The organism is Pseudomonas chlororaphis subsp. chlororaphis (assembly GCF_003945765.1).
Lineage (GTDB): Bacteria > Pseudomonadota > Gammaproteobacteria > Pseudomonadales > Pseudomonadaceae > Aquipseudomonas > Aquipseudomonas chlororaphis.
The window spans coordinates 1,484,697-1,505,525 of record NZ_CP027712.1; the positions used below are offsets into that span (position 1 = coordinate 1,484,697).

20 protein-coding genes are annotated in these 20,829 nt (G+C 65.4%); 14 read left to right on the plus strand and 6 right to left on the minus strand.

Going from position 1 to position 20,829, the window contains the following annotated elements; all coding sequences use genetic code 11:
• Positions 1 to 72 precede the first annotated feature (72 nt).
• Genes C4K27_RS06665 through C4K27_RS06675 form a run of 3 tightly spaced genes read right to left on the minus strand, consistent with a single transcriptional unit; the run spans position 73 to position 2,645 of the window.
• Positions 73 to 1,122, minus strand: coding sequence for an alkene reductase (locus C4K27_RS06665; protein WP_007926565.1), 1,050 nt, complete (start codon positions 1,120 to 1,122; stop codon positions 73 to 75).
• Between the two features lie 28 nt (positions 1,123 to 1,150).
• The gene (locus C4K27_RS06670) at positions 1,151 to 2,317 is read right to left on the minus strand and encodes an MFS transporter (protein ID WP_007926564.1); all 1,167 of its coding nucleotides are present in this window, start codon (positions 2,315 to 2,317) and stop codon (positions 1,151 to 1,153) included.
• A gap of 13 nt (positions 2,318 to 2,330) precedes the next feature.
• Positions 2,331 to 2,645, minus strand: coding sequence for an ArsR/SmtB family transcription factor (locus C4K27_RS06675; protein WP_007926562.1), 315 nt, complete (start codon positions 2,643 to 2,645; stop codon positions 2,331 to 2,333).
• Between the two features lie 153 nt (positions 2,646 to 2,798).
• On the opposite strand from C4K27_RS06675, the gene C4K27_RS06680 reads away from it, so the two are divergent.
• Positions 2,799 to 3,380 carry an acyl carrier protein phosphodiesterase gene (locus tag C4K27_RS06680; protein WP_053259880.1) on the plus strand — a complete coding sequence of 194 codons (582 nt, stop codon included), beginning with the start codon at positions 2,799 to 2,801 and terminating at the stop codon, positions 3,378 to 3,380.
• Positions 3,381 to 3,407: 27 nt separating this feature from the next.
• Here the strand turns inward: C4K27_RS06680 and C4K27_RS06685 are convergent, their stop codons facing one another.
• Positions 3,408 to 4,202 (minus strand): lysophospholipid acyltransferase family protein, encoded by a 795-nt coding sequence (locus tag C4K27_RS06685; protein WP_053259881.1) that lies wholly within the window; start codon positions 4,200 to 4,202, stop codon positions 3,408 to 3,410.
• Entirely contained in the window at positions 4,202 to 4,957 is a 756-nt protein-coding gene (olsB, locus tag C4K27_RS06690) for an L-ornithine N(alpha)-acyltransferase (protein WP_007926556.1), read from the minus strand. The genes C4K27_RS06685 and olsB overlap by 1 nt, the downstream gene beginning before the upstream one ends.
• A gap of 140 nt (positions 4,958 to 5,097) precedes the next feature.
• On the opposite strand from olsB, the gene C4K27_RS06695 reads away from it, so the two are divergent.
• The 9 genes from C4K27_RS06695 (at position 5,098) to C4K27_RS06735 (ending at position 14,539) form a co-directional block, all read left to right on the plus strand.
• Positions 5,098 to 5,973, plus strand: a complete 876-nt coding sequence (locus C4K27_RS06695; RefSeq protein ID WP_053259882.1) for an acyl-CoA dehydrogenase middle domain-containing protein — start codon at positions 5,098 to 5,100, stop codon at positions 5,971 to 5,973.
• A gap of 88 nt (positions 5,974 to 6,061) precedes the next feature.
• Positions 6,062 to 7,159 carry a serine hydrolase domain-containing protein gene (locus tag C4K27_RS06700; protein ID WP_053259883.1) on the plus strand — a complete coding sequence of 366 codons (1,098 nt, stop codon included), beginning with the start codon at positions 6,062 to 6,064 and terminating at the stop codon, positions 7,157 to 7,159.
• Entirely contained in the window at positions 7,156 to 7,485 is a 330-nt protein-coding gene (locus C4K27_RS06705) for a hypothetical protein (protein ID WP_053259884.1), read from the plus strand. Before C4K27_RS06700 ends, C4K27_RS06705 begins: the two co-directional genes overlap by 4 nt.
• Positions 7,486 to 7,698: 213 nt before the next feature.
• Positions 7,699 to 8,874: a M20 aminoacylase family protein gene (locus tag C4K27_RS06710; protein ID WP_053259885.1), complete on the plus strand. Its 1,176-nt coding sequence runs from the start codon at positions 7,699 to 7,701 to the stop codon at positions 8,872 to 8,874.
• A gap of 108 nt (positions 8,875 to 8,982) precedes the next feature.
• A complete protein-coding gene (locus C4K27_RS06715) occupies positions 8,983 to 10,293 on the plus strand; it encodes a citrate-proton symporter (protein WP_053259886.1) in 1,311 nt (436 codons plus the stop codon).
• Entirely contained in the window at positions 10,293 to 11,750 is a 1,458-nt protein-coding gene (locus C4K27_RS06720; protein WP_053259887.1) for an amidase, read from the plus strand. The genes C4K27_RS06715 and C4K27_RS06720 overlap by 1 nt, the downstream gene beginning before the upstream one ends.
• Before the next feature lie 86 nt (positions 11,751 to 11,836).
• Positions 11,837 to 12,604 carry an IclR family transcriptional regulator gene (locus tag C4K27_RS06725; protein ID WP_053259888.1) on the plus strand — a complete coding sequence of 256 codons (768 nt, stop codon included), beginning with the start codon at positions 11,837 to 11,839 and terminating at the stop codon, positions 12,602 to 12,604.
• A 185-nt stretch (positions 12,605 to 12,789) separates the two neighbouring features.
• The gene (locus C4K27_RS06730) at positions 12,790 to 13,380 is read left to right on the plus strand and encodes a YceI family protein (protein ID WP_053259889.1); all 591 of its coding nucleotides are present in this window, start codon (positions 12,790 to 12,792) and stop codon (positions 13,378 to 13,380) included.
• Between the two features lies 1 nt (position 13,381).
• Complete coding sequence (locus C4K27_RS06735; protein ID WP_053259890.1) at positions 13,382 to 14,539, plus strand: phospholipase D-like domain-containing protein; 1,158 nt, start codon at positions 13,382 to 13,384, stop codon at positions 14,537 to 14,539.
• A gap of 138 nt (positions 14,540 to 14,677) precedes the next feature.
• On the opposite strand, the gene bglX is transcribed toward C4K27_RS06735, so the two are convergent.
• Complete coding sequence (gene bglX, locus C4K27_RS06740; protein ID WP_053259891.1) at positions 14,678 to 16,999, minus strand: beta-glucosidase BglX; 2,322 nt, start codon at positions 16,997 to 16,999, stop codon at positions 14,678 to 14,680.
• A 254-nt stretch (positions 17,000 to 17,253) separates the two neighbouring features.
• Here bglX and C4K27_RS06745 point away from each other — a divergent pair, with 254 nt between their 5' ends.
• The 4 genes from C4K27_RS06745 to C4K27_RS06760 all read left to right on the plus strand — a co-directional run bounded on the left by C4K27_RS06745 (position 17,254) and on the right by C4K27_RS06760 (position 20,786).
• Positions 17,254 to 17,862, plus strand: coding sequence for a LemA family protein (locus C4K27_RS06745; RefSeq protein WP_053259892.1), 609 nt, complete (start codon positions 17,254 to 17,256; stop codon positions 17,860 to 17,862).
• Between the two features lie 73 nt (positions 17,863 to 17,935).
• The gene (locus C4K27_RS06750) at positions 17,936 to 18,685 is read left to right on the plus strand and encodes a TPM domain-containing protein (RefSeq protein WP_053259893.1); all 750 of its coding nucleotides are present in this window, start codon (positions 17,936 to 17,938) and stop codon (positions 18,683 to 18,685) included.
• Positions 18,686 to 18,714: 29 nt separating this feature from the next.
• Entirely contained in the window at positions 18,715 to 19,332 is a 618-nt protein-coding gene (locus C4K27_RS06755; protein WP_053259894.1) for a TPM domain-containing protein, read from the plus strand.
• 236 nt (positions 19,333 to 19,568) lie between these two features.
• On the plus strand, positions 19,569 to 20,786 hold the full coding sequence (locus tag C4K27_RS06760) for a class I SAM-dependent methyltransferase (RefSeq protein ID WP_053259895.1): 1,218 nt from the start codon (positions 19,569 to 19,571) through the stop codon (positions 20,784 to 20,786).
• The last annotated feature ends 43 nt before the right edge of the window (positions 20,787 to 20,829 follow it).

Here is a 20,829-nt window from a genome sequence, read left to right on the forward strand (position 1 = left end):
CCCCTCCTACAGGTGAACGCGCATGAAAAAGCCCCGGCTCTTGCGAGTCCGGGGCTTTTTTATTGAAGCGTCTTACAGCGTCGGGTAGTCGATATAGCCGACCGGGCCCTTGGCGTAGAACAGCTCGGGACGCGCGTCGTTCAGCGGTGCATCGGCCTTCAGGCGGGCCGGCAGGTCCGGGTTGGCGATGAAGGGCACACCGAAGGCCACGGCATCGGCCTTGCCGCTGGCCAGCCAGGCGTTGGCGCTGTCTTTGGTGAAGCGTTCGTTGGCGATGTAGGGGCCGCCGAAGGCTTCTTTCAGTTGTGGGCCGAGGCTGTCGGCGCCTTCTTTCTCGCGTGAGCAGATAAAGGCGATACCGCGTTTGCCCAGCTCGCGGGCGAGGTAGGTGAAGGTTTCCGAGAGGTTCTCATCACCCATGTCGTGCAGGTCGGCACGGGGCGACAAGTGCACGCCCACACGGCCGGCGCCCCAGACTTCGATCGCCGCGTCAGTCACTTCCAGCATCAGCCGCGCTCGGTTTTCCAGGGAGCCGCCGTACTGGTCGGTGCGCTGGTTGGTGGAGCTTTGCAGGAACTGGTCGAGCAGGTAGCCGTTGGCGCCGTGGATTTCCACGCCGTCGAAGCCGGCGGCCTTGGCGTTCTCGGCACCGACGCGGTAGGCGTCGACGATGTCGGCGATTTCAGCGGTTTCCAGGGCACGCGGGGTCGGGAAGTCGGCCAGCGGACGCACCAGGCTGACGTGGCCCTTGGGCTGGATGGCGCTGGGCGCGACCGGCGCTTCGCCGTTCAGATAGCTCGGGTGGGAGATCCGGCCCACGTGCCACAGTTGCAGGAAGATCTTGCCGCCCGCGCCGTGAACGGCCTTGGTCACGTTGCTCCAGCCGCGCACCTGGTCGTTGGACCAGATGCCCGGGGTGTCCGGGTAACCCACGCCTATCGGGGTCACCGAGGTGGCCTCGCTGAGGATCAGGCCGGCGGAGGCGCGTTGTACGTAGTACTCGGCCATCAGCGCGTTCGGCACGCGGCCTTCGTCGGCGCGGCAGCGGGTCAGCGGCGCCATGATGATGCGGTTGGCCAGCTCGAGGTCGCCGAGTTTGATCGGATCGAAAATAGTCGTCATGAAATACACCCTTCTTTAGATGAACGTATCAGTTGGTGGCAGGAGCCAGTTCGGCATTGCCGCCCTGGCGAAAGGTAATCAGCGTCACCAGCAGGGCCAGGACCGCCAGCGCGGCGGCCGCCAGCGGCACGTTGACCAGGCCGTAGCCGTGGGCGATGACGCTGCCGCCGACCCAGGCGCCCAGGGCGTTGCCGATGTTGAAGGCGCCGATGTTCAGCGTGGACACCAGGTTCGGCGCGGCCTTGCCGAAGGTCACCACGTTGACCTGCAGGGCGGGCACCGCGGCGAAGCAGGCGGTGGCCCAGAGGAACAGGGTGACTTCGGTGGGGATCAGCGCGACGCTGGTCCAGGTCAGCACGGAGCTGGTCACGGCCATGGCGATCAGCACGCCGACCAGGGTTCCCGACAGGCTCTTGTCGGCCATCTTGCCGCCGATGATGTTGCCCAGGGTCAGGCCCAGGCCGATCAGCACCAGGGTCCAGGTCACGCCCTGGGGCGAGACGCCGGTCACCTCGCCCAGCAGCGGGGCGACATAGGTGAACAGGGTGAACACCGAGGCGGAGAACAGCGCGGTCATGCTCAGCGACAGCCAGATCCCGGCGCCCTTGAGGGCGATCAGTTCCGAACGCATGTCGAGCTTCTCTTCGTCGCGCTTGGCGGGCAGGAAGCGGATCAGGCCGATCAGGGCAATCACGCCGATCACGGTCACCGCCCAGAAGGTCGAACGCCAGCCGGCCTGCTGGCCCAGGGCGGTGCCCAGCGGTACGCCGAGCACGTTGGCCAGGGTCAGGCCGGTGAACATCAGGGCCACGGCGGAGGCACGCTTGTTGGCGGGCACCAGGCCTGCCGCGACCACCGAACCGATACCAAAGAAGGCGCCATGGCACAGGGCGGTGACCACACGGGCGAACATCAGCACGTCATAGTCACTGGCCAGCGCACACAGCAGGTTGCCGACGATGAAAATCCCCATCAGCGCTACCAGGGCGGCCTTGCGCGGCAGCCTGGCGGTGGCCAGGGCCATGAACGGCGCGCCGATCGCCACGCCCAGGGCGTAGCCGGTCACCAGCCAGCCGGCGCCGGGGATCGACACACCCAGGTCGTTCGCCACATCGGGCAGCAGGCCCATGATGACGAACTCGGTGGTGCCGATGGCGAAGGCGCTCAAGGCCAGGATGAGGAGCGAGAGGGGCATTGTCGGGTCCTTGTCAGTCTTTGATGCGAAGTTCTGCGGTCAGCTTCTCGAGGAAGGCCTGGATCACATCTTCGTTGCGTTTGAAAAAGTGCCACTGGCCGGCTTTCTGGCTGCTGATCAGGCCGGCCCGTTGCAAGGTCGCCAGGTGCGCGGAGACGGTCGACTGCGACAGGCCGCAGCGTTGGTCGATCTGTCCGGCGCAGATGCCGTACTCGTGGTTGTGGGTCTGATCGGGGAACTGGACCTTCGGGTCCTTGAGCCAGATAAGGATGTCTCGTCGTACTGGGTGCGCCAGGGCTTTTATTATTTCGTCGAGGTCGATGGACATGGCGGTGCTCGGTTTCCGTAAAACGTTATATCGCGATGAGGCGAACTTTAAATCGCTATTTCGCGATATACCAATATGATTTTGATCTGAGATCAGCATTAATCGGTATATCGGGTTATAACGATATGTGAGGCGCGGTGCTAAGCTGCGCGAATGAATTATCTCGCACATCTGCATCTCGGCGGCCAGCGCCCCGGTCAATTACTCGGCAGTTTGTATGGCGACTTCGTCAAAGGGCGCCTGCAGGGCCAGTTCAACCCGGAAATCGAGGCGGCGATCCAGCTGCATCGCAGCATCGACATCTTTACCGACCGCCATCCGTTGGTGGGTGAGTCGCTGTCGCGTTTTTCCCTGACCCGCCGGCGTTATGCCGGCATCGTCCTGGACGTGTTTTTCGACCACTGCCTGGCCCGTGACTGGATGCTCTATGCCGACCGGCCGTTGGAATTGTTCACTTCGGACGTGTACCGGGTGCTGGCGGCCGAACCCCGGTTGCCCGGGCGCCTGGCGCAGATCGCGCCGCATATGGCCGCCCATGACTGGCTGGGTTCCTACCGCGAGTTCGAGGTGCTGGAGCAGGTGTTGCGGGGGATTGCCCGGCGCCTGTCACGCCCGGAAGAGCTGGCGGCGGCGATGGGCGAGCTGGAGCGGCTGTATCAGCCGTTGAGCGAGGACTTCCGGGCGTTCTACCCGCAGTTGCAGGCGTTCGCCGCGCAACATATGCAGCCGCGGTAGGAGCCGGCAAGGCCGGCTCCTCCAGGCTCAGGCGGCGATCAGGTCGCCGGCACGCCGTGGCTCGGCTGGCTGGGCGATGTCGCCAAACAGAACCTTCTGCACCGCCTGTTGCGCCTGGAACGCCAGCGCGGCGCGCTCCTGGCCCTGACAGGCAATCGGCTGGAGCAGATGGATTTCCACCCGGCCCTGATCGTTGGCGAACAAACGCATCAGGTGCGACAGCAAATCATCGTCGCCGATGAACGGCGCCAGCGGATCGATATCGCCATCGCGCAGGTAACGAATGGCCACCGGCTGCAACGCCACGTCGGCGTCGATGGCGCTGGCCAGCAGGCGACCGTGGAACGTGCGCAGGCTGCGGCCGTCGGTGGTGGTGCCTTCGGGGAACATCAGCAGCGGGTGGGTTTGCTGCAGATGGCGGGTCATCTGCTTGCGGATCAACTGGCTGTCGCCCGAACCGCGGCGGATAAACAGGCTGCCGGCCTTGGCGGCCAGCCAGCCGGCGACCGGCCAGGTGCGCACTTCGGCCTTGGACAGGAACGACAGCGGTGTCAGCGCACCGAGCAACGGGATATCGGTCCAGGACACGTGATTGCTGACCCACAGCATCGGCTGCTTCGGCACCTCGCCGTGCACCGTCACGCCGAAGGGCAGGGCATTGCTCAGGCGCGCCATGAAAAAGCGCGACCAGCGCTGGCGCCGGACCATGGAATGGGCGACGCCCAGGCGCTCGAACACGCCGAACACGCAGGCCATGCTCAGGCCCAGCGCCACCACCAGCAGCACCCGGGCGATGCGCCCGTAGACCCGTAGCCGGCGCATCACACGGCCGCCTTGAAGTGACGGGCGTAGCGCGGGCACAGCTCATCGCGCTTGAGCAGGATGAACACGTCGGCCACTTGGAAATCCTGGTCCCAGCACGGCTCGCCGCAGATCTTCGCGCCCAGGCGCATGTAGGCCTTGAGCAGCGGCGGCATCTCGGCGATGACGTTGGACGGGATATCGAGGTTCGGCAGCGGGTTCTTCGGTTCGGCGCGCAGGTGCTCGGTGCACAGGTAGCGTTCGCGCAGGCGCTGCATGATCGCGTGGGCCTGCACGCCGCCGTCCTGCATCGGGATGCTGGCGCAGCCCATCAAGTAACTGTAGCCGCCCTGGTTGAGCACTTCGGCCAGCTCGCCCCAGAGCACGGCGATGGTGCCGCCATTGCGGTAGGCCGGGTCGACGCAGGTGCGGCCGATCTCGAGGATCGGGCCCTTGAGCTGGACCAGGCCGTGCAGGCTGAATTCTTCTTCGCTGTAGAAACGCCCCAGGCTGCTGGCGGCCTGGTGGTCGAGCAGGCGGGTGGTGGCGACCAGGCGGCCGCTGTTCAAGTCACGCACGCCAATGTGGCTGCAGTGGACATCATAGTCATCCATGTCCAGACCCAGCTCCGCGCCTTTCAGTTTGGCGTTGAACTCGCCGCTGAAGACGTTGAAGCGCAGGGCCTGGGCTTCTTGCAGGGCCGCGGCGCCCACCAGGCGCTCGGCTTGCAGGCGGCGTTCATTGCCGGTGTCGCTGATGCGGGCGATCTGAGTCATTGTGAATCTCCGTGCGGGCCACTGACCCGCCTTGGGTTGCAGCCGATCGACTTTGTTGTGCAAAGTCAGGCTATGTAGCCCCGGTGTCATCGCCATGAAGCTTTGGTGATGCTTATATGACAGCCCCTGAGGACCCGCTTATGCCCTGGCAAGCCCTGCTGCACAGCCGTCGCCGGCTGCCCGCCCACCCGGACCTGGCCGAAGGTTATGCCGCGTTGTTACAGGAACTGGGACCGGTGACGCCCTTCGAGCTGGCGGTGCGCGGTGGGAGGTTGATGGCCACCCCGGGGCTGGCCTTCCTGGTGGGCTACCAGGCGGCTTTGCGCATGCTCTGGCCCAGCGCGCCGCTGAGCCTGGGTGCGCTGTGCGCCACCGAGCAGCGCAGCCTGCGCCCGGCCGATATGCAGACCCGCCTGCAGGACCTGCACCTGAACGGGCGCAAGGATTTTGTCACCGCCGGCGATGCCGCCGACTGGCTGCTGATCGCCGCTCGCTGCGAAGCGCCAGGCGAGTCGCCGCGCTTGAACCTGGCGGTGGTCTATGCCGGCGAGCCCGGGGTCAAGGTCGACAAGCTGTCGGCGATCCCGCTGATGCCGGATATCAGCCACGGCCGCCTGCAACTGGATAACGCCCTGTGCGAACGGCTGGCGGGCGACGGTTGGGATGCCTACGTCAAACCCTTCCGCACCCTGGAAGACATCTATGTACTCAGCGCCATGACCGCCTGGCTGTATGGCGTCGGCCAGGACAACGACTGGCCGCAGACCCTGCTCCTGCAATTGCTGGCCTTGCTCGCCGGTTGCGCGGAAGTCAGCCGGCAGAACCCCTCACTGGGCAGCGGGCATGTGTTGCTGGGTGGCCTGTTCGCCCAGTTCGACGGGCTCAAGCCGGCCCTTGAGCAGGCCTTTGCCGATGGCCCGCCGCAGTGGGCCGAATTGTGGAAGCGCGATCGGGCGGTGCTGGACCTGGCGGCGGGCGCGCGGAGCAAACGCCTGGCCAAGGCGCTGGCTCTATAGAAGGAGGGGGCCGCAGGAGCGTCGGCCGGACAAAAACTGTCATCTCTCTGGTCTACCCTCAGCGGGTTACCCTGTCTGAGTTCCCGCCATGCTCAAAGGCTCGACCCTGCTGCTTGCGTTGCTGTTGATGCTCCCATCGGCCTGGGCCGAGAACTGGCCCGGCGCGCAATGGAGCAAGGGCCCCGCGGCCAGCGGCCCGGCCCTTGAGGCATTGGAGGCCTATGCCTTCGCGCCCCGCAACGAGGCGACCCGCCTGGGCATCCGCAGCGACGCCTTGCTGGTGATTCGCGACGGCCAGTTGATCTATGAGCGTTACGCCGACCCGACCAACGCCGACACCCCACACCTGACCTGGTCCATCAGCAAAAGCCTGTTGGCCGCGGTGCTGGGCGTGGCCTATGGCGAAGGGCGTTTCCAGTTGCAGGACAAGGCCGCGCGCTTCCTGCCGGCGCTGCGCCAGCACCCGGATATCCGCATGGCCGACCTGCTGCACTGGGCCTCGGGCCTGGATTGGCAGGAGGACTACGAGTACGCGCCACTCAAGTCCTCGGTGGTGGCCATGCTCTACACCCGTGGCCATGGCGATATGGCGACCTTTACCGCCGAACACCCGGTCTTCAGCCCGCCGGGGCAGGTGTTTCGTTATTCCAGCGGTGACAGCAACCTGCTGTCGGCGGCCCTGAAAGGCATGCTGGGAGCCCAGCGTTATGCCGACTATCCCTGGCAGGCGCTGTTCGAGCCCCTGGGCATTACCCACGCCGTGTGGGAAAGCGACGCCACCGGCACCTTCGTCGGTTCCTCCTATGCCTACCTCACTGCCCGCGATCTGGCGCGGGTCGGCCTGTTGATGCTGCGCGATGGGCGTTGGGGCGAGCGCCAGTTGCTGCCCAGGGACTGGGTCGAATTCACTCGCACGCCGTTCGCCGGTTATCAGGCCAATCAGGACGAGCTGGTGCCCGGCGGCCATTGGTGGCTCAACGGCGCTATTGGCGGAGCTCCGCCGCCCTGGCCGGACGCGCCGGCCGATACCTTCGCGGCGCTGGGCCATTGGGGGCAGGCGTTGTACGTGATCCCCAGCGCCGGGCTGGTGATCGTGCGTTATGCCGACGACCGCGACGGCAGCTATAGCCACAACGCATTGCTCAAGCTGGCCCTGGCGGCCTTCGCCCGGCAGGTGCAGCCATGAGCCGGCGTCCGTGGCTCCTGCGCCATCCTTTTGCCGGCTTGCTGTCGTTGGCGCTGTTGGCCTTGCTCGGCTGGGGCTGGAGCGAGCGGGTCGCCCTGCGGGCCTTCCCGGACATCCTCAGCGCCTACAGCGCCAAGGAGTACTGCTCCTGCCGCTACGTGATGCACAACGCCGCCGAGTACTGCGAAGGTTATGTGCAGCAGTACCTGCCACTGAAAAGCCTGCAGGACGATGCCGAGCACAAGCGGGTCAGCGCCAGCGGCCTGGGACGCAGCCACAGTGCGGTCTGGCTGGGCGAACGCCAGGGCTGTCGACTGGAGCCCTGAACGGCGCCGCGTAAAGATCAGTAATCCTTTCCCGGGGTTTCCAGCCCCCATGCTTGTTGGCTCCCCGCACAAGGTTCCACCCTGTGGAACCACATTTGATTGTCGCGGCAGGCGGCTCGCGGTTATCTGAGGGCACGCCGCGATCACGCCTTGCCGCACCGTGAGACGCTCCGAAAAAAGAACGGGATTACACCCGGCCCGAGGAGATACGTCATGACCCGTTTCCCGCATATCTTTGCCTGGCTCGACGACGTCGCCAGCGACCTGCGCGCCGTGCGCCAGGACATCCACGCCCATCCCGAACTCGGTTTCGAGGAGAACCGCACCGCGGCGCTGGTCGCCCGCTCCCTGGAGGAGTGGGGTTACCAAGTGCATAGCGGCATCGGCAAGACCGGCGTGGTCGCTGTGCTGCGCAATGGCAACAGCCCGCGCAGGCTTGGCCTGCGCGCCGACATGGACGCCTTGCCGATCATCGAGAACAGCGGCGTGGCCTACAGCAGCCGCCACAGCGGTTGCATGCATGCCTGCGGGCACGATGGCCACACTGCCATGCTCCTCGGCGCGGCGCGTTACCTGGCGGCCACGCGCCAGTTCGACGGCACCCTGACCCTGATTTTCCAGCCGGCCGAAGAAGGCCAGGGCGGCGCCGAAGCGATGCTCGCCGACGGCCTGCTGGAGCGTTTCCCCTGCGACGCGTTGTTCGGCATGCACAACATGCCGGGGCTGCCGGCCGGCCACCTGGGTTTTCGTCAAGGGCCGATGATGGCCTCCCAGGACCTGCTCACCGTGACCCTCGAAGGCGTGGGTGGGCACGGTTCGATGCCGCACCTGACGGTCGACCCGCTGGTGGCTGCGGCCAGTGTGGTGATGGCCTTGCAAACCGTGGTGGCGCGCAACATCGATGCCCAGGAGGCGGCGGTGGTGACGGTCGGTGCGCTGCAGGCCGGCGAGGCGGCCAACGTGATTCCGCAACAGGCGCTGCTGCGCCTGAGCCTGCGGGCGCTGAACGCGCCAGTGCGCGAGCAGATGCTCGAACGGGTCAAGGCGATCATCCACACCCAGGCCCAGAGCTTCGGCTGCTCGGCCAGCATCGAACACCGCCCGGCCTATCCGGTGCTGGTCAACAGCCCGGAGCAGACCGAATTCGCCCGTCAGGTCGGGGTGGCGCTGCTGGGCGAGCAGGCGGTCGACGGCAACACGCGCAAGCTGATGGGCAGTGAAGACTTCGCCTGGATGCTGCAGCGCTGCCCCGGCAGCTACCTGTTTATCGGCAACGGCCTGTCCCGGCCGATGGTTCACAACCCCGGCTATGACTTCAACGACGACATCCTGCTGACCGGCGCCGCCTATTGGGCCGCGCTGGCCGAGAGCTGGCTCGAGCCGGCCTGAGTTCTCCCTTTCTTCTGCCGCTGAATCGGGCGCCGTGGCGCCCGGCACTTCCCATAAGGGGCCGACTCGCTACCCGAGAGGCCCGACAAGAATAGAAGGACAGCGCTCATGCACACCTCGAAATCCAGTGTTTCGCGTACCCGGCAAGTGGTCGCCGCGGTGATCGGCAACGCCCTGGAGTGGTACGACTTCATCGTCTACGGCTTTCTGGCCAGCATCATCGCCCGGCAGTTTTTTCCCTCCGACGACGAATACGCCTCGTTGCTGATGGCCCTGGCCACCTTCGGCGTGGGCTTTTTCATGCGCCCGGTGGGCGGCATCCTGCTGGGCATGTATTCCGACCGCAAAGGCCGCAAGGCCGCCATGCAACTGATCATCCGCTTGATGACAGTCTCCATCGCCCTGATCGCCTTTGCCCCCAACTACGCGGCCATCGGCATGGGCGCGCCGCTGATGATCGTGGTCGCGCGGATGCTGCAGGGCTTCGCCACCGGCGGCGAATACGCCAGTGCCACGGCCTTCCTGGTGGAAAGCGCGCCGGCGCACCGCAAGGGCCTGTATGGTTCCTGGCAATTGGTCGGGCAATGCCTGGCGGTGTTCTCCGGGGCGGCGATGGTGGCGCTGGTCACCCATCTGTTCTCGCCCGAGGACCTCGACCTGTGGGGCTGGCGCCTGCCGTTCGTGATCGGCTTGCTGATCGGCCCGGTGGGCCTGTGGATCCGCAAGTACATGGAGGAGCCGGAAGCCTTCGTCGAGGCCCGCAGGCAGGTGCGCGGCAACGGCCCGGGCCTGATGCAGGTGCTGCGCGAGCACCGGCGCAGCATCCTGGTGTCCATGGGACTGGCCTGCGGGGCGACGGTGTCGTTCTACGTGGTGCTGGTGAACATGCCGACCTTCGCCCACAAGAACCTCGGCTTGCCGCTGGACCAGGTGTTGCTGGTGCAGATGTTCGCGGTGGCGCTGATGACGGTGGTGATTCCATTGTCCGGCGCCCTGTCGGACCGGCTGGGGCGGCGCCCGGTATTGCTGGCCTTCACCCTGGCGTTTTTCGTCATGGTGTACCCGCTGTATGTCTGGGTCGCCGCGGCGCCCTCGATCGAGCGGCTGCTGGTGATGCAGGTGCTGCTGTGCAGCGCCATCGGCGGCTTCTTCGGCCCGGCGCCGACGGCACTGGCCGAACAGTTCCCGGTGCAGGTGCGTTCCACCGGGGTGTCGGTGGCCTACAACGTGGCGGTCATGGTCTTCGGCGGTTTCGCTCCGCTGATCGTGACCTGGCTCAGCAAGGTACTGGGCACCCCGGTGGCCCCGGCGTTTTATGTCTTGTTTGCCTGCGTGTTGACGCTGCTGGGCACTTATTGCCTGTATGAGGCACCCAAAGAGAAGAAACCGAGCACACTGAATTTCGGGGTGAAGCCTTGATGGATATCGCAATACAAGACCTTGGACCCATTGTTGAGCTGGGCGCCGTCGAGCTGTCCCGGGCGATCCACGCCCGCAGGTTTTCCTGCCGCGAAGTGATGTCGGCCTATCTGGACCGGATCGAGCGCTGCAACCCCCGGGTCAATGCCCTGGTGTCGTTGCGTGAGCGCCAGGTACTGCTGGCCGAGGCCGAGGCGCGCGACCGCCAGCTGGACCGGGGCCAGTCCCTGGGGTGGATGCACGGCATGCCCCAGGCGATCAAGGACCTGGCGGCCACCGCCGGGCTGCGCACGACCCTGGGTTCGCCGCTGTTCGCCGAACAGATCCCGGCCCATGACGCCATCTGCGTGGAGCGGGTCCGGGCCAGCGGGGCGATCATCGTCGGCAAGAGCAACGTGCCGGAGTTCGGTCTGGGCTCGCAGACCTACAACAAGGTGTTCGGCACCACCGGCAATGCCTACGACCCGACGTTGAATGCCGGCGGCAGCAGTGGCGGGGCGGCGGTGGCCCTGGCGCTGCGCATGCTGCCGGTGGCCGATGGCAGCGACATGATGGGCTCGTTGCGCAACCCGGCGGCCTTCAACAATGTCTTCGGCCTGCGCCCGTCCCAGGGCCGGGTGCCCCACGGCCCGGCGCCGGAGCTGTTCGTCCAGCAACTGGCCACCGAGGGGCCGATGGGCCGCAGCGTGGCCGATATCGCGTGCTTGCTCGCCACCCAGGCCGGGTACGACTCGCGGGTGCCGTTGTCGCTCAAGGACGACCCGGCGATCTTCAACGAGCCTTTGCAGCGGGACTTTCGCGGCACGCGCCTGGGCTGGCTGGGGGACTACGACGGCTATCTGGCCATGGACGATGGCGTGTTGGCGCTGTGTGAGTCGGCGTTGGGGGATTTTCGCCAGCTGGGCTGCGAGGTCGAAGCCTGCCAGCCGGCGTTTTCCATGGCGACGCTGTGGCAGTGTTGGCTGGTGCACCGGCATTGGCTGGTCCAGGGCAACCTGGGGCCGCTGTATGCCGACCCGCAGAAGCGCCAGCTGCTCAAGCCCGAGGCGCAGTGGGAAGTCGAGGGCGGGCTGCGCCTGAGCGCGGCGGATGTCTACCAGGCCTCGCAGATTCGCAGCGACTGGTACCGGGCCCTGGAGCGCTTGTTCGAGCGTTACGATTTCCTGCTGTTGCCCAGCGCCCAAGTGTTCCCTTTCGATGCAGGGGTGCCTTGGCCGCGCCTTGTCGGAGGGCGGGAAATGGATACTTACCATCGCTGGATGGAAGTGGTGATCGGCCCGACCCTGGCCGGCCTGCCGAGCCTCAGCGTGCCGGTCGGCTTCAACCCGGCGGGCTTGCCCATGGGCATGCAGATCATCGGCCCGGCCCAGGCCGACCGGGCCGTGTTGCAGCTCGGTCATGCCCACGAACAACTGACGCAGTGGGTCAGGCGCCGGCCGCCGGGTCATCCGTTGTAACCCTCGAACCGGGGTGTGCGGGTTTATCGGGCCCGCATCTTGCTGCGTAAAACGCTCATCCATCCGCTTATCAGGGAGGTCGGCATATGGCCTGCAAGGTAGAAACCAGCAGTGTGCGTTCGGTCGAACGGGCGTTGGCGATCGTCGAACTGCTGGGCCAGCACCAGGCCCTGGGCCTGGAGGAGCTGCACTACCTGACGGCGCTGCCCAAGGCCACGGTGTCGCGCATGCTCCTGACGTTGCAGGAGCAGGGCTGGATCTATCGCGGCCTGAGCGACCGGCGTTACCGGCTGTGCGCCAGGCGGCTGTTCGGCGACCAGCAGCAACGCTTCAAACGGCAGTTGGTGGAGCGTGCCGCGCCCTGGTTGCAGGCGTTGAGCGAGCGCACCGGGCTGGTGGTCGACCTGTCGTGTTTCGACGGCGAGCGCCTGGAAGTCATGGAAAGCTCGATCCCGGCAGTGCTGCGCAAGCGTTATCCGCATAACTGCCAGATCGTCGGCCACTATTCGAGCCTGTTCCATTCGGCGATGGGCAAGGCTTGCCTGGCTGAACTGGATCACGAGCAGGTCCAGCGCCTGGCCGTCCGCGAGCGGGTGCCCCAGGAGGACCAGTACCGCGCCTGCGAACAATCCCAGCATCAGGGGTTCGGCCAGCGCACCGAGGGCTATTGGGAGTACCCGGTGCGGCTGCCGTTCCTGATCCGCGCCGTGGCCTTGCCGATTCGTGACCAGGGCCGGCTGGTGGGCAGCATGGCCCTGCACTGGCCGATGGACCAGGCGCCGGTGGAGCGGGTGCTGAGTTTGCACCTGGACAGCCTCGCGGCGACTGTCCACGATGTCGAGCGCAGCCTGTAGCCGCTGCCGCAGGCTGCAATCGGCCGGCACGGCCGTGACATTCTCGCGGGCGCAGGAGGTCCTGCGGGTCTTTCGCAGGCTGCGCCAGCGGCTACGGAATTCACCGTTCGGGGCTGGTCGCTGTTTGCAAGCGCGCGCGGGCCGGTTAAGGTTCGGCTCAGATTTCTCGACCCCATGAGTCTTCCATGTTCAACGCTTCTTTCCCCAAAGCCCTGGGCGCTTTGCTGCTGGCCTGCGCGGCCTGGCCGGCCCAGGCCAACTGGTACCTGGACAACGAGTCCTCGCGCCTGTCGTTCGTCACCACCAAAAACGCCAATGTTTCCGAAGTCCATCGTTTCCTGGTCCTGCACGGCAAGGTCGACGCCAAGGGCATGGCGCAGCTGGAAGTCGAGCTGGACTCGATCAACAGCGGGATTCCGCTGCGCGACGAGCGCATGCGCAAGGAACTGTTCGAAATCGAGCGGCATCCGGATGCCCTGATCAACGCACAGATCAACCTGCGCCCGATCAACGACCTGGCGCCCGGCGCGCAGATCGAACTGCGTCTGCCGGTCAACGTCACCCTGCACGGCAAACAGCACGAATACAGCGCCGAGCTCCTGGCCACGCGGCTGGACGATCGGCGCTTCCAGGTGGTGACCCTGGAGCCGCTGGTGCTCAACGCCGCCGATTTCGACCTGGTGCCGGGGCTCGAAACCCTGCGCAAGGCGGCCGGCCTGTCGGCGATCAGTCTGTCGGTGCCGGTGGGTGCGGTGCTGATCTTCACGGCGCGCTGATATGGCGGGCGCGGTCTTTCCCTGGCGTGAAGGCAATCGCTTCGAGTTGCTGATCGACGGTCCGAGTTTTTTCCCGCGGATGCTGGTGGCGATCGCCCGGGCCCGTGAACAGGTGGAACTGGAGCTGTACCTGGTGGAGGCGGGCGCCTGTGCCGAAGCCATGGTCCAGGCCCTGACCCAGGCCGCCGAGCGCGGGGTGCGGGTGCGTTGCCTGTTCGATGACTACGGCAGCCTGGCCTTCACCCTGGGCCTGCGCCAGCGCCTGACGGGCGCCGGGGTCGAACTGCGCTTCTACAATCGCCTGAGCTGGCGCCGCGGGGTGCGCAACCTGTATCGCGACCACCGCAAACTGTTGCTGGTGGATCAGGAACTGGCGGTGGTCGGCGGCACCGGGGTGACCGATGAATTCTGGAACCCGCTGCAAGACAGCTGCGACTGGCATGAAGTCATGGTGGAGATCAGTGGCCCGCTGGTGCTCGACTGGCAGATGCTGTTCGACCGGCAGTGGATCGCCAACCGCTATCGCACCGCCTGGAAGCCGGCGTCGAACTTCGGTCTGCCACGCCTGCCGCGGGTGCCGGCCCAGGGCGAGGGCATGGGCCGGGTGGCCTATGCCGACGCCCGGCAACACCGGGACATTCTGCAATCGCTGGTGCGCGCGCTGAACAGCGGGCAACGGCGAATCTGGCTGGCGACCCCGTATTTCCTGCCGACCTGGAAGGTCCGCCGCTCCCTGCGCCGCGCCGCCGGGCGTGGGGTGGACGTGCGCCTGCTGCTGACCGGGCCGCGCACCGATCACCCGTCGGTGCGTTATGCCGGGCATCGTTATTACCCGCGCCTGCTGCGGGCCGGGGTGAAGATCTTCGAATACCAGCCGCGTTTCCTGCACCTGAAGATGGTGCTGATCGACGATTGGGTGAGCATCGGCTCGTGCAACTTCGATCACTGGAACCTGCGCTTCAACCTCGAGGCCAACCTCGAAGCCCTCGACCTGCCGCTCACCGATGCGGTGGTTGCAAGCTTTCTCGCCGACTTCGACCAGAGCCAGGAGGTCAGCCTCGAAGCCTGGAAGAACCGCCCGCTGTGGCGGCGGGTCAAGCAGCGGATCTGGGGCTGGGTGGACCGGCTGGTGGTCAACCTGCTCAATCGCCGCGACTGAACCCGGCCCGGCGCGGCTTTGGCTTCTGTAGGAGCCAAGCTTGCTGGCGAAATGGGCGGTGAGGTGGGGCAGGTGGATCGCTTTCGCGGGCAAGCCTCGCTCCTACGTAGGGGGGCAGGAGCGAGGCCGGGGGGAGGGTTACAGCAGTTCGAAGCTCTGTTGCTTGACGTCCCGGGAGTCCAGGCCGATCTCGATCTTGAACTCGCCCGGTTCCGCGGCGTACTTGAGCTGGGCGTTGTAGAACTTCAGGTCGTCTTCGCTGATGCTGAAGTGGATCACCTTCTGTTCGCCTGCCTTGAGCTGCACTTTCTGGAAGTTTTTCAGTTCCTTGATCGGGCGGATCATGGAGCCGGCGACGTCCTGGATATACAGCTGCACCACGGTTTCGCCGTCGCGCTTGCCGGTGTTTTTCAGGGTCACGCTGGCGTCGAGCTTGCCGCTCTTGTTCAGGGTGGTCGACGACAGGGCCATGTCCGACAGGCTGAAGGTGGTGTAGCTCAGGCCATACCCGAACGGAAACAGGGGACCGGTGATGTCGTCGAAATACTGCGAGGTGTAGTTGCCTGGTTTGCCCGGGGTGAACGGCCGGCCAATGGTCAGGTGGTTGTAGTAGGTCGGGATCTGCCCCACCGAACGCGGGAAGGTGATCGGCAGCTTGCCGGACGGGTTGTAGTCGCCGAACAGCACATCGGCGATGGCGTTGCCGCCTTCGGTGCCGCTGAACCAGGTTTCCAGGATCGCGTCGGCCTGTTCGTTCTCATCGAGCAGCGCCAGTGGCCGGCCGTTCATCAATACCAGCACCAGCGGTTTGCCGGTGGCCTTGAGGGCCTTGATCAGCTCGCGCTGGCTGGCCGGGATGTGCAGGTCGGTACGGCTCGAGGATTCGTGGGACATGCCCCGCGATTCGCCCACCGCCGCCACCACCACGTCAGCCTGCTGCGCGGCCTTTACCGCCTCGTCGATCAACTGCTGGGCCGGGCGCGGGTCGTCCACCACTTCCGGGGCATCGAAGTTGAGGAAGTTCAGGTAGTCGACCACCGCCTTGTCGGCGGTGATGTTCGAACCACGGGCATAGATCAGCTGCGCCTGATCGCCCAGGGCGCGGCTCATGCCGTCGAACAGGGTGACCGATTGCGCCGGCACGCCGGCGGCGGCCCAACTGCCCATCATGTCGATCGGCGCCTTGGCCAGCGGGCCGACCAGGGCGATCTTGCCGGCCTTTTTCAGCGGCAGGGTTTCATTGGCGTTCTTCAGCAGCACCAGGCTGCGGCGCGCCACATCGCGGGCATCGCTGCGGTGCAGGCGGCTTTCGGCGTTGGTGTCGGCCGGGTCCTGCTCGGCCTTGCCGATGCGCAGGTACGGGTTGGCGAACAGGCCCATGTCGTACTTGGCGGCCAGCACTTCGCGCACGGCGTTGTCCAGGTCGCGCTGGCTGACGTCGCCGGACTTGATCAGCCCCGGCAGTTCCTTGGCGTACAGCGAGTCGTTCATGCTCATGTCGATGCCGGCCTTGATCGCCAGCTTGGCGGCTTCGCGGCCGTCCTTGGCGACGCCGTGGCGCATCAGTTCGACGATGGCGCCGTGGTCGCTCACCGCCAGGCCCTTGAAGCCCCACTCCTTGCGCAGCAGGTCGTTCATCAGCCAGGTGTTGGAGGTGGCCGGCACGCCATTGATCGAGTTCAGCGCCACCATCACCCCGCCGGCACCGGCGTCGATCGCGGCGCGGTAGGGCGGCAGGTAGTCCTGGTACATCTTCACCGGGCTCATGTCGACGACGTTGTAGTCGCGACCGCCTTCCACCGCGCCGTACAGGGCGAAGTGCTTGACGCTGGCCATGATGCTGTCGGCGTTCTTCGGGCTGTCGCCCTGGTAGGCCTTGACCATGACCTTGGCGATGCGCGAGACCAGGTAGGTGTCTTCGCCGAAGCCTTCGGAGGTGCGGCCCCAGCGTGGGTCGCGGGAGATGTCGACCATTGGCGCGAAGGTGATGTCCAGGCTGTCGGCGCTGGCTTCCTGGGCGGCGATACGCCCGGAGCGGCCGATGGCGTCCATGTCCCAGCTTGACGCCAGGGCCAGGGGGATCGGGAAGATCGTGCGGTGGCCGTGGATCACGTCATAGGCGAAGAACATCGGGATCTTCAGCCGACTGCGCATGGCCGCGTCCTGCATCGGCCGGTTTTCCGGGCGGGAGATGGAGTTGAAGGTGCCGCCGATGCGCCCGGCGGCGATTTCCTTGCGGATCAGTTCGCGGGGCATTTCCGGACCGATGCTGATCAGGCGCAACTGGCCGATCTTTTCATCCAGGGTCATCTGCTTGAGCAGGTTGTCGATGAAAGCGTCCTTGTTCTGCAGGACCGCGTCCGAAAAGGGTTTTTCCTGGGCCGATACCGGCGTGGTGGCGGCGAGGGCAGGGTGACTGGCCAGGCTGATCAGCAAACCCAGCAAACACAGCTTCTTCATGAATATTGTTCTCTAGGGCCTAAAACAGACGCGATCAGTACGCGCCGAGCGGCCGAAAATTGGGAGAGCGGCTAATAAAGGAACGACTATTGTTGTTCGGATAAATGCAGCACACTTCTGAACTCTTTTTCGCGCTGGGCATCTTTTAGCCGATTGGCCCGATGCAATCCAGTGGTGGCGGCAGATTATGCCCGATGCACTCGATTCAAAGGGTTACAGGTTCCATCCCCTAGGTTGCAAGGAGCGTCACCACCATGAACGTACGACAGAGCCTTCGCTCAAGCTGGCCCGTGATGGCATTGCTGCTGCTCGGCAGCCTGCTCAGCGGCTGCGGGATCAACAACATCCCGACCCTCGACGAACAGGCCAAGGCGGCCTGGGGTCAGGTCCAGAACCAGTACCAGCGTCGCGCCGACCTGATCCCCAACCTGGTGGAAACGGTCAAGGGCTACGCCAAGCACGAACAGGAGACCCTGACCGCGGTGATCGAAGCGCGGGCCAAGGCGACGTCGATCCAGGTCGATGCCAGCACCCTGGACAATCCGGAAAAACTCAAGCAGTTCCAGCAGGCCCAGGACCAACTGACCGGCGCCTTGAGCCGTTTGATGGTGGTGTCCGAGCGGTATCCGGACCTCAAGGCCAACCAGAACTTCCTGGCCCTGCAGTCGCAGCTCGAAGGCACCGAGAACCGCATCGCCGTGGCGCGTCGCGATTTCATCCTCGCGGTGCAGAAGTACAACACCGAGATCCGTACCTTCCCCGGCCGCCTGTGGCACAGCGTGATGTACAGCAACCTGCAGGTGCGCGAGACCTTCGAGGCCACCAGCCCCGACGCCGACAAAGCGCCAGAAGTGAAGTTCTGATCAGCAGCGGCTACCCGCGGATCGCGCGAGCGACCGCGGGATCTGCCCCGGCGTTACCACGGATGAGGTTCCAATGCGCGTGTTGAGAGTGGGTGTGGTGCTGTTGCTCTGGGTGTTTGCGATAGCGGCCCAGGCCGAGCTGAAGTTCCCGGCGCTGAGCGGGCGGGTGGTGGATAACGCTCAGATGATCGAGCCGGCGGTGCGCCAGCAACTGACCCAGGAGCTGGCCTCCCACGAACAGTCCACCGGCGAGCAGGTGGTGGTCGTGACCCTGCCGGACCTGCAAGGCACCAGCATCGAGGACTTCGGCTATCAGCTGGGGCGCTACTGGGGCATTGGCCAGAAGGACAAGAACAATGGTGCCTTGTTGATTGTCGCCCGCGATGATCGCAAGCTGCGCATCGAAGTCGGTTACGGCCTGGAAGATCGCCTGACCGACGCGCAAAGTTCGGTGATCATCAACCAGGTCATCACCCCGGCCTTCAAGGCCGGCCAATTCAGCAAGGGCATCAGTGATGGCGTATCGGCCATGCTGCTGGTGCTGGGCGGCAATCCACTGGACGAGCCGAGCGCTGCCTATGACGGTGGCGGCGAGCGCGGCAGTGAGTTTTTCGAGCGGCATCCCGGCGCCCTGGTGTTCCTGGTGCTGCTGTTTATCGTGACGATCTTCGTCTGCCAGTTGCTTGGCATCCTGCCCAGCGGTGGCGGCGGGCGTGGCGGTTCCGGAGGTTTTGGCGGGGGCGGTTTTGGCGGCGGAGGCGGTGGGGGTTTCAGCGGCGGCGGTGGTAGTTTTGGCGGCGGCGGATCGTCAGGCGGCTGGTGACTAACAATAATCGATGAGTATGGGAAGACATGGCACTACTGAGTGAGTACGAACAACGGCAGGTCGCCGAGGCGATCGCCCGGGTCGAACAGCAGACCGATGCCGAACTGGTCACCGTGCTGGCCGCCCGCGCCGACGACTACGCCTATATCCCGTTGCTCTGGGCCAGCCTGCTGGCGCTGATCGTGCCGGGCGTGGTGCATTACGCCACCGGCTGGATGAGCATGCACCTGTTGCTGCTGGTGCAGTGGGCGATCTTTATCGTGCTCTGCCTGGTGTTCCGCATTCCGCGCATTACCACCCGCCTGATTCCGCGCTCGGTACGCCACTGGCGTGCCTCGAACCTGGCCCGCCGCCAGTTTCTCGAGCAGAACCTGCACCACACCGTCGGCAGCACCGGGATGCTGATCTTCGTCTGCGAAGCCGAGCGCTATGTGGAAATCCTGGTGGACGAGGGCATTTCCAGGCGCCTCGACGACAAGACCTGGGACACCATCGTCCAGGCCTTCACTCAGCAGGTGAAGCAGGGGCAGACCCTGCAAGGCTTCATCACCTGCATCGAGGCCTGCGGCGAACTGCTCAAGGTGCATGTGCCGGTGACCCACGTGCGCAACGAGCTGCCCAACCGCCTGGTGGTCCTGGCCTGATTTCCCCGCTCCTGTAGCCGCTGCCGCAGGCTGCGATCGGCCGCAAGGCCGTGGCGTTCTGAAGATCGCTGGAAGTCCTGCGGACCTTGCGCAGCCTTTGGCAGCGGCTACAGGAGGCCCCATCGCCTGGAATTCTGCGCCGCCGGGTAAATAACTCCGTGCCCCGGCGGGCCATCCCCCCTAAAATACCCGCCATTCCCCGATTCACACCCCGCATCGCCCGAGGCACCTTTTACATGTCTGCAACCGCAACCCCCGCCAGCCTCGCGCCGGATCATCACGCCCAGTTTCTCGAACTGCTGGAAACCAGCCTGGCGCAGAATGCCTTTATCAAACTGGTGCTGGCCAAGCATGTGGGGGCCGAGGCGGATTTGCAGCGGCTGATCATCAAGCAACTGACGGTCAAGGAGCAGCCGTGCCTGTCCTTCGTCTACCGCTACAAGACCCGCGACATCACCAAGAATTTCCCCCTCGATGAAGGCGTGGCGCTGATCGCCGGGCTGCTGCCGGCGTCGTTCAAGAACGCGCACCTGCTGTCGCTCACCGATGAGGTGCAGCTCGAATACAGCAAGAAGGGCAAGAGTTCGCTGTTCAAGGGCAAGGCCCAGCAGCAGCGCGAAGTGCCGTCCGCCGAGCACAACCGCGAGAAGAACCGCTACCTGGAGCTGAGCCGGCCCTTCCTCACCGACCTGGGGGTGACCAACAAGCAGCACGAACTGATCCCGGCGATGTCACGCAAGTGGAAGCAGATCAACAAGTTCATCGAGGTCTTCAGCCACGCGCTGAGTTCGTCGCCGATCGATCTGCAACAGCCGGTGCGGGTGGCGGACTTCGGCTCCGGCAAGGGCTACCTGACCTTCGCCATCCACGACTACCTGTGCAACACCTTGCAGGCGCAAGGGCAGGTGACCGGCGTGGAGCTGCGCGAAGACATGGTGACCCTGTGCAACGCCGCGGCGGCGCGCCTCGACCATCAGGGCCTGGAGTTCAAGTGCGGCGACGTGCGCAGCGTGGCGCCGAGCGAGCTGGACGTGATGATCGCCCTGCATGCCTGCGATATCGCCACCGACTACGCGATCCATACCGGCATTCGTTCCGGCGCGGCGATCATCATGTGCTCGCCGTGCTGCCACAAGCAGATCCGCCCGCAGATGCAGAGCCCGGCGCTGCTCAAGCCGATGCTGCAATACGGCCTGCACCTGGGCCAGCAGGCGGAGATGGTCACCGACAGCCTGCGCGCGCTGTTCCTCGAAGCCTGCGGCTACGAGACCAAGGTCTTCGAGTTCATCTCCCTGGAACACACCAACAAGAACAAGATGATCCTCGCGGTCAAACGCGCCGAGCCCCAGGACCCGGCGCAGCTGCTGGCGAAGATCGGCGAGCTCAAGGCGTTCTACCACATCAGCGAGCACTGCCTGGAAACCCTGCTGCGGGCCGACGGCTACCTGGGCTGATCACGCGCCTGTAGCCGCTGCCGCCGGCTGCGATCGGCACCGC

Bases quoted from the DNA above. Each gene is read 5' to 3' on its own strand.
- C4K27_RS06665 (WP_007926565.1), bottom strand. From the start codon at position 1,122: ATGACGACTATTTTCGATCCGATCAAACTCGGCGACCTCGAGCTGGCC.
- C4K27_RS06670 (WP_007926564.1), bottom strand. From the start codon at position 2,317: ATGCCCCTCTCGCTCCTCATCCTGGCCTTGAGCGCCTTCGCCATCGGC.
- C4K27_RS06675 (WP_007926562.1), bottom strand. From the start codon at position 2,645: ATGTCCATCGACCTCGACGAAATAATAAAAGCCCTGGCGCACCCAGTA.
- C4K27_RS06680 (WP_053259880.1), top strand. From the start codon at position 2,799: ATGAATTATCTCGCACATCTGCATCTCGGCGGCCAGCGCCCCGGTCAA.
- C4K27_RS06685 (WP_053259881.1), bottom strand. From the start codon at position 4,202: ATGCGCCGGCTACGGGTCTACGGGCGCATCGCCCGGGTGCTGCTGGTG.
- olsB (WP_007926556.1), bottom strand. From the start codon at position 4,957: ATGACTCAGATCGCCCGCATCAGCGACACCGGCAATGAACGCCGCCTG.
- C4K27_RS06695 (WP_053259882.1), top strand. From the start codon at position 5,098: ATGCCCTGGCAAGCCCTGCTGCACAGCCGTCGCCGGCTGCCCGCCCAC.
- C4K27_RS06700 (WP_053259883.1), top strand. From the start codon at position 6,062: ATGCTCAAAGGCTCGACCCTGCTGCTTGCGTTGCTGTTGATGCTCCCA.
- C4K27_RS06705 (WP_053259884.1), top strand. From the start codon at position 7,156: ATGAGCCGGCGTCCGTGGCTCCTGCGCCATCCTTTTGCCGGCTTGCTG.
- C4K27_RS06710 (WP_053259885.1), top strand. From the start codon at position 7,699: ATGACCCGTTTCCCGCATATCTTTGCCTGGCTCGACGACGTCGCCAGC.
- C4K27_RS06715 (WP_053259886.1), top strand. From the start codon at position 8,983: ATGCACACCTCGAAATCCAGTGTTTCGCGTACCCGGCAAGTGGTCGCC.
- C4K27_RS06720 (WP_053259887.1), top strand. From the start codon at position 10,293: ATGGATATCGCAATACAAGACCTTGGACCCATTGTTGAGCTGGGCGCC.
- C4K27_RS06725 (WP_053259888.1), top strand. From the start codon at position 11,837: ATGGCCTGCAAGGTAGAAACCAGCAGTGTGCGTTCGGTCGAACGGGCG.
- C4K27_RS06730 (WP_053259889.1), top strand. From the start codon at position 12,790: ATGTTCAACGCTTCTTTCCCCAAAGCCCTGGGCGCTTTGCTGCTGGCC.
- C4K27_RS06735 (WP_053259890.1), top strand. From the start codon at position 13,382: ATGGCGGGCGCGGTCTTTCCCTGGCGTGAAGGCAATCGCTTCGAGTTG.
- bglX (WP_053259891.1), bottom strand. From the start codon at position 16,999: ATGAAGAAGCTGTGTTTGCTGGGTTTGCTGATCAGCCTGGCCAGTCAC.
- C4K27_RS06745 (WP_053259892.1), top strand. From the start codon at position 17,254: ATGAACGTACGACAGAGCCTTCGCTCAAGCTGGCCCGTGATGGCATTG.
- C4K27_RS06750 (WP_053259893.1), top strand. From the start codon at position 17,936: ATGCGCGTGTTGAGAGTGGGTGTGGTGCTGTTGCTCTGGGTGTTTGCG.
- C4K27_RS06755 (WP_053259894.1), top strand. From the start codon at position 18,715: ATGGCACTACTGAGTGAGTACGAACAACGGCAGGTCGCCGAGGCGATC.
- C4K27_RS06760 (WP_053259895.1), top strand. From the start codon at position 19,569: ATGTCTGCAACCGCAACCCCCGCCAGCCTCGCGCCGGATCATCACGCC.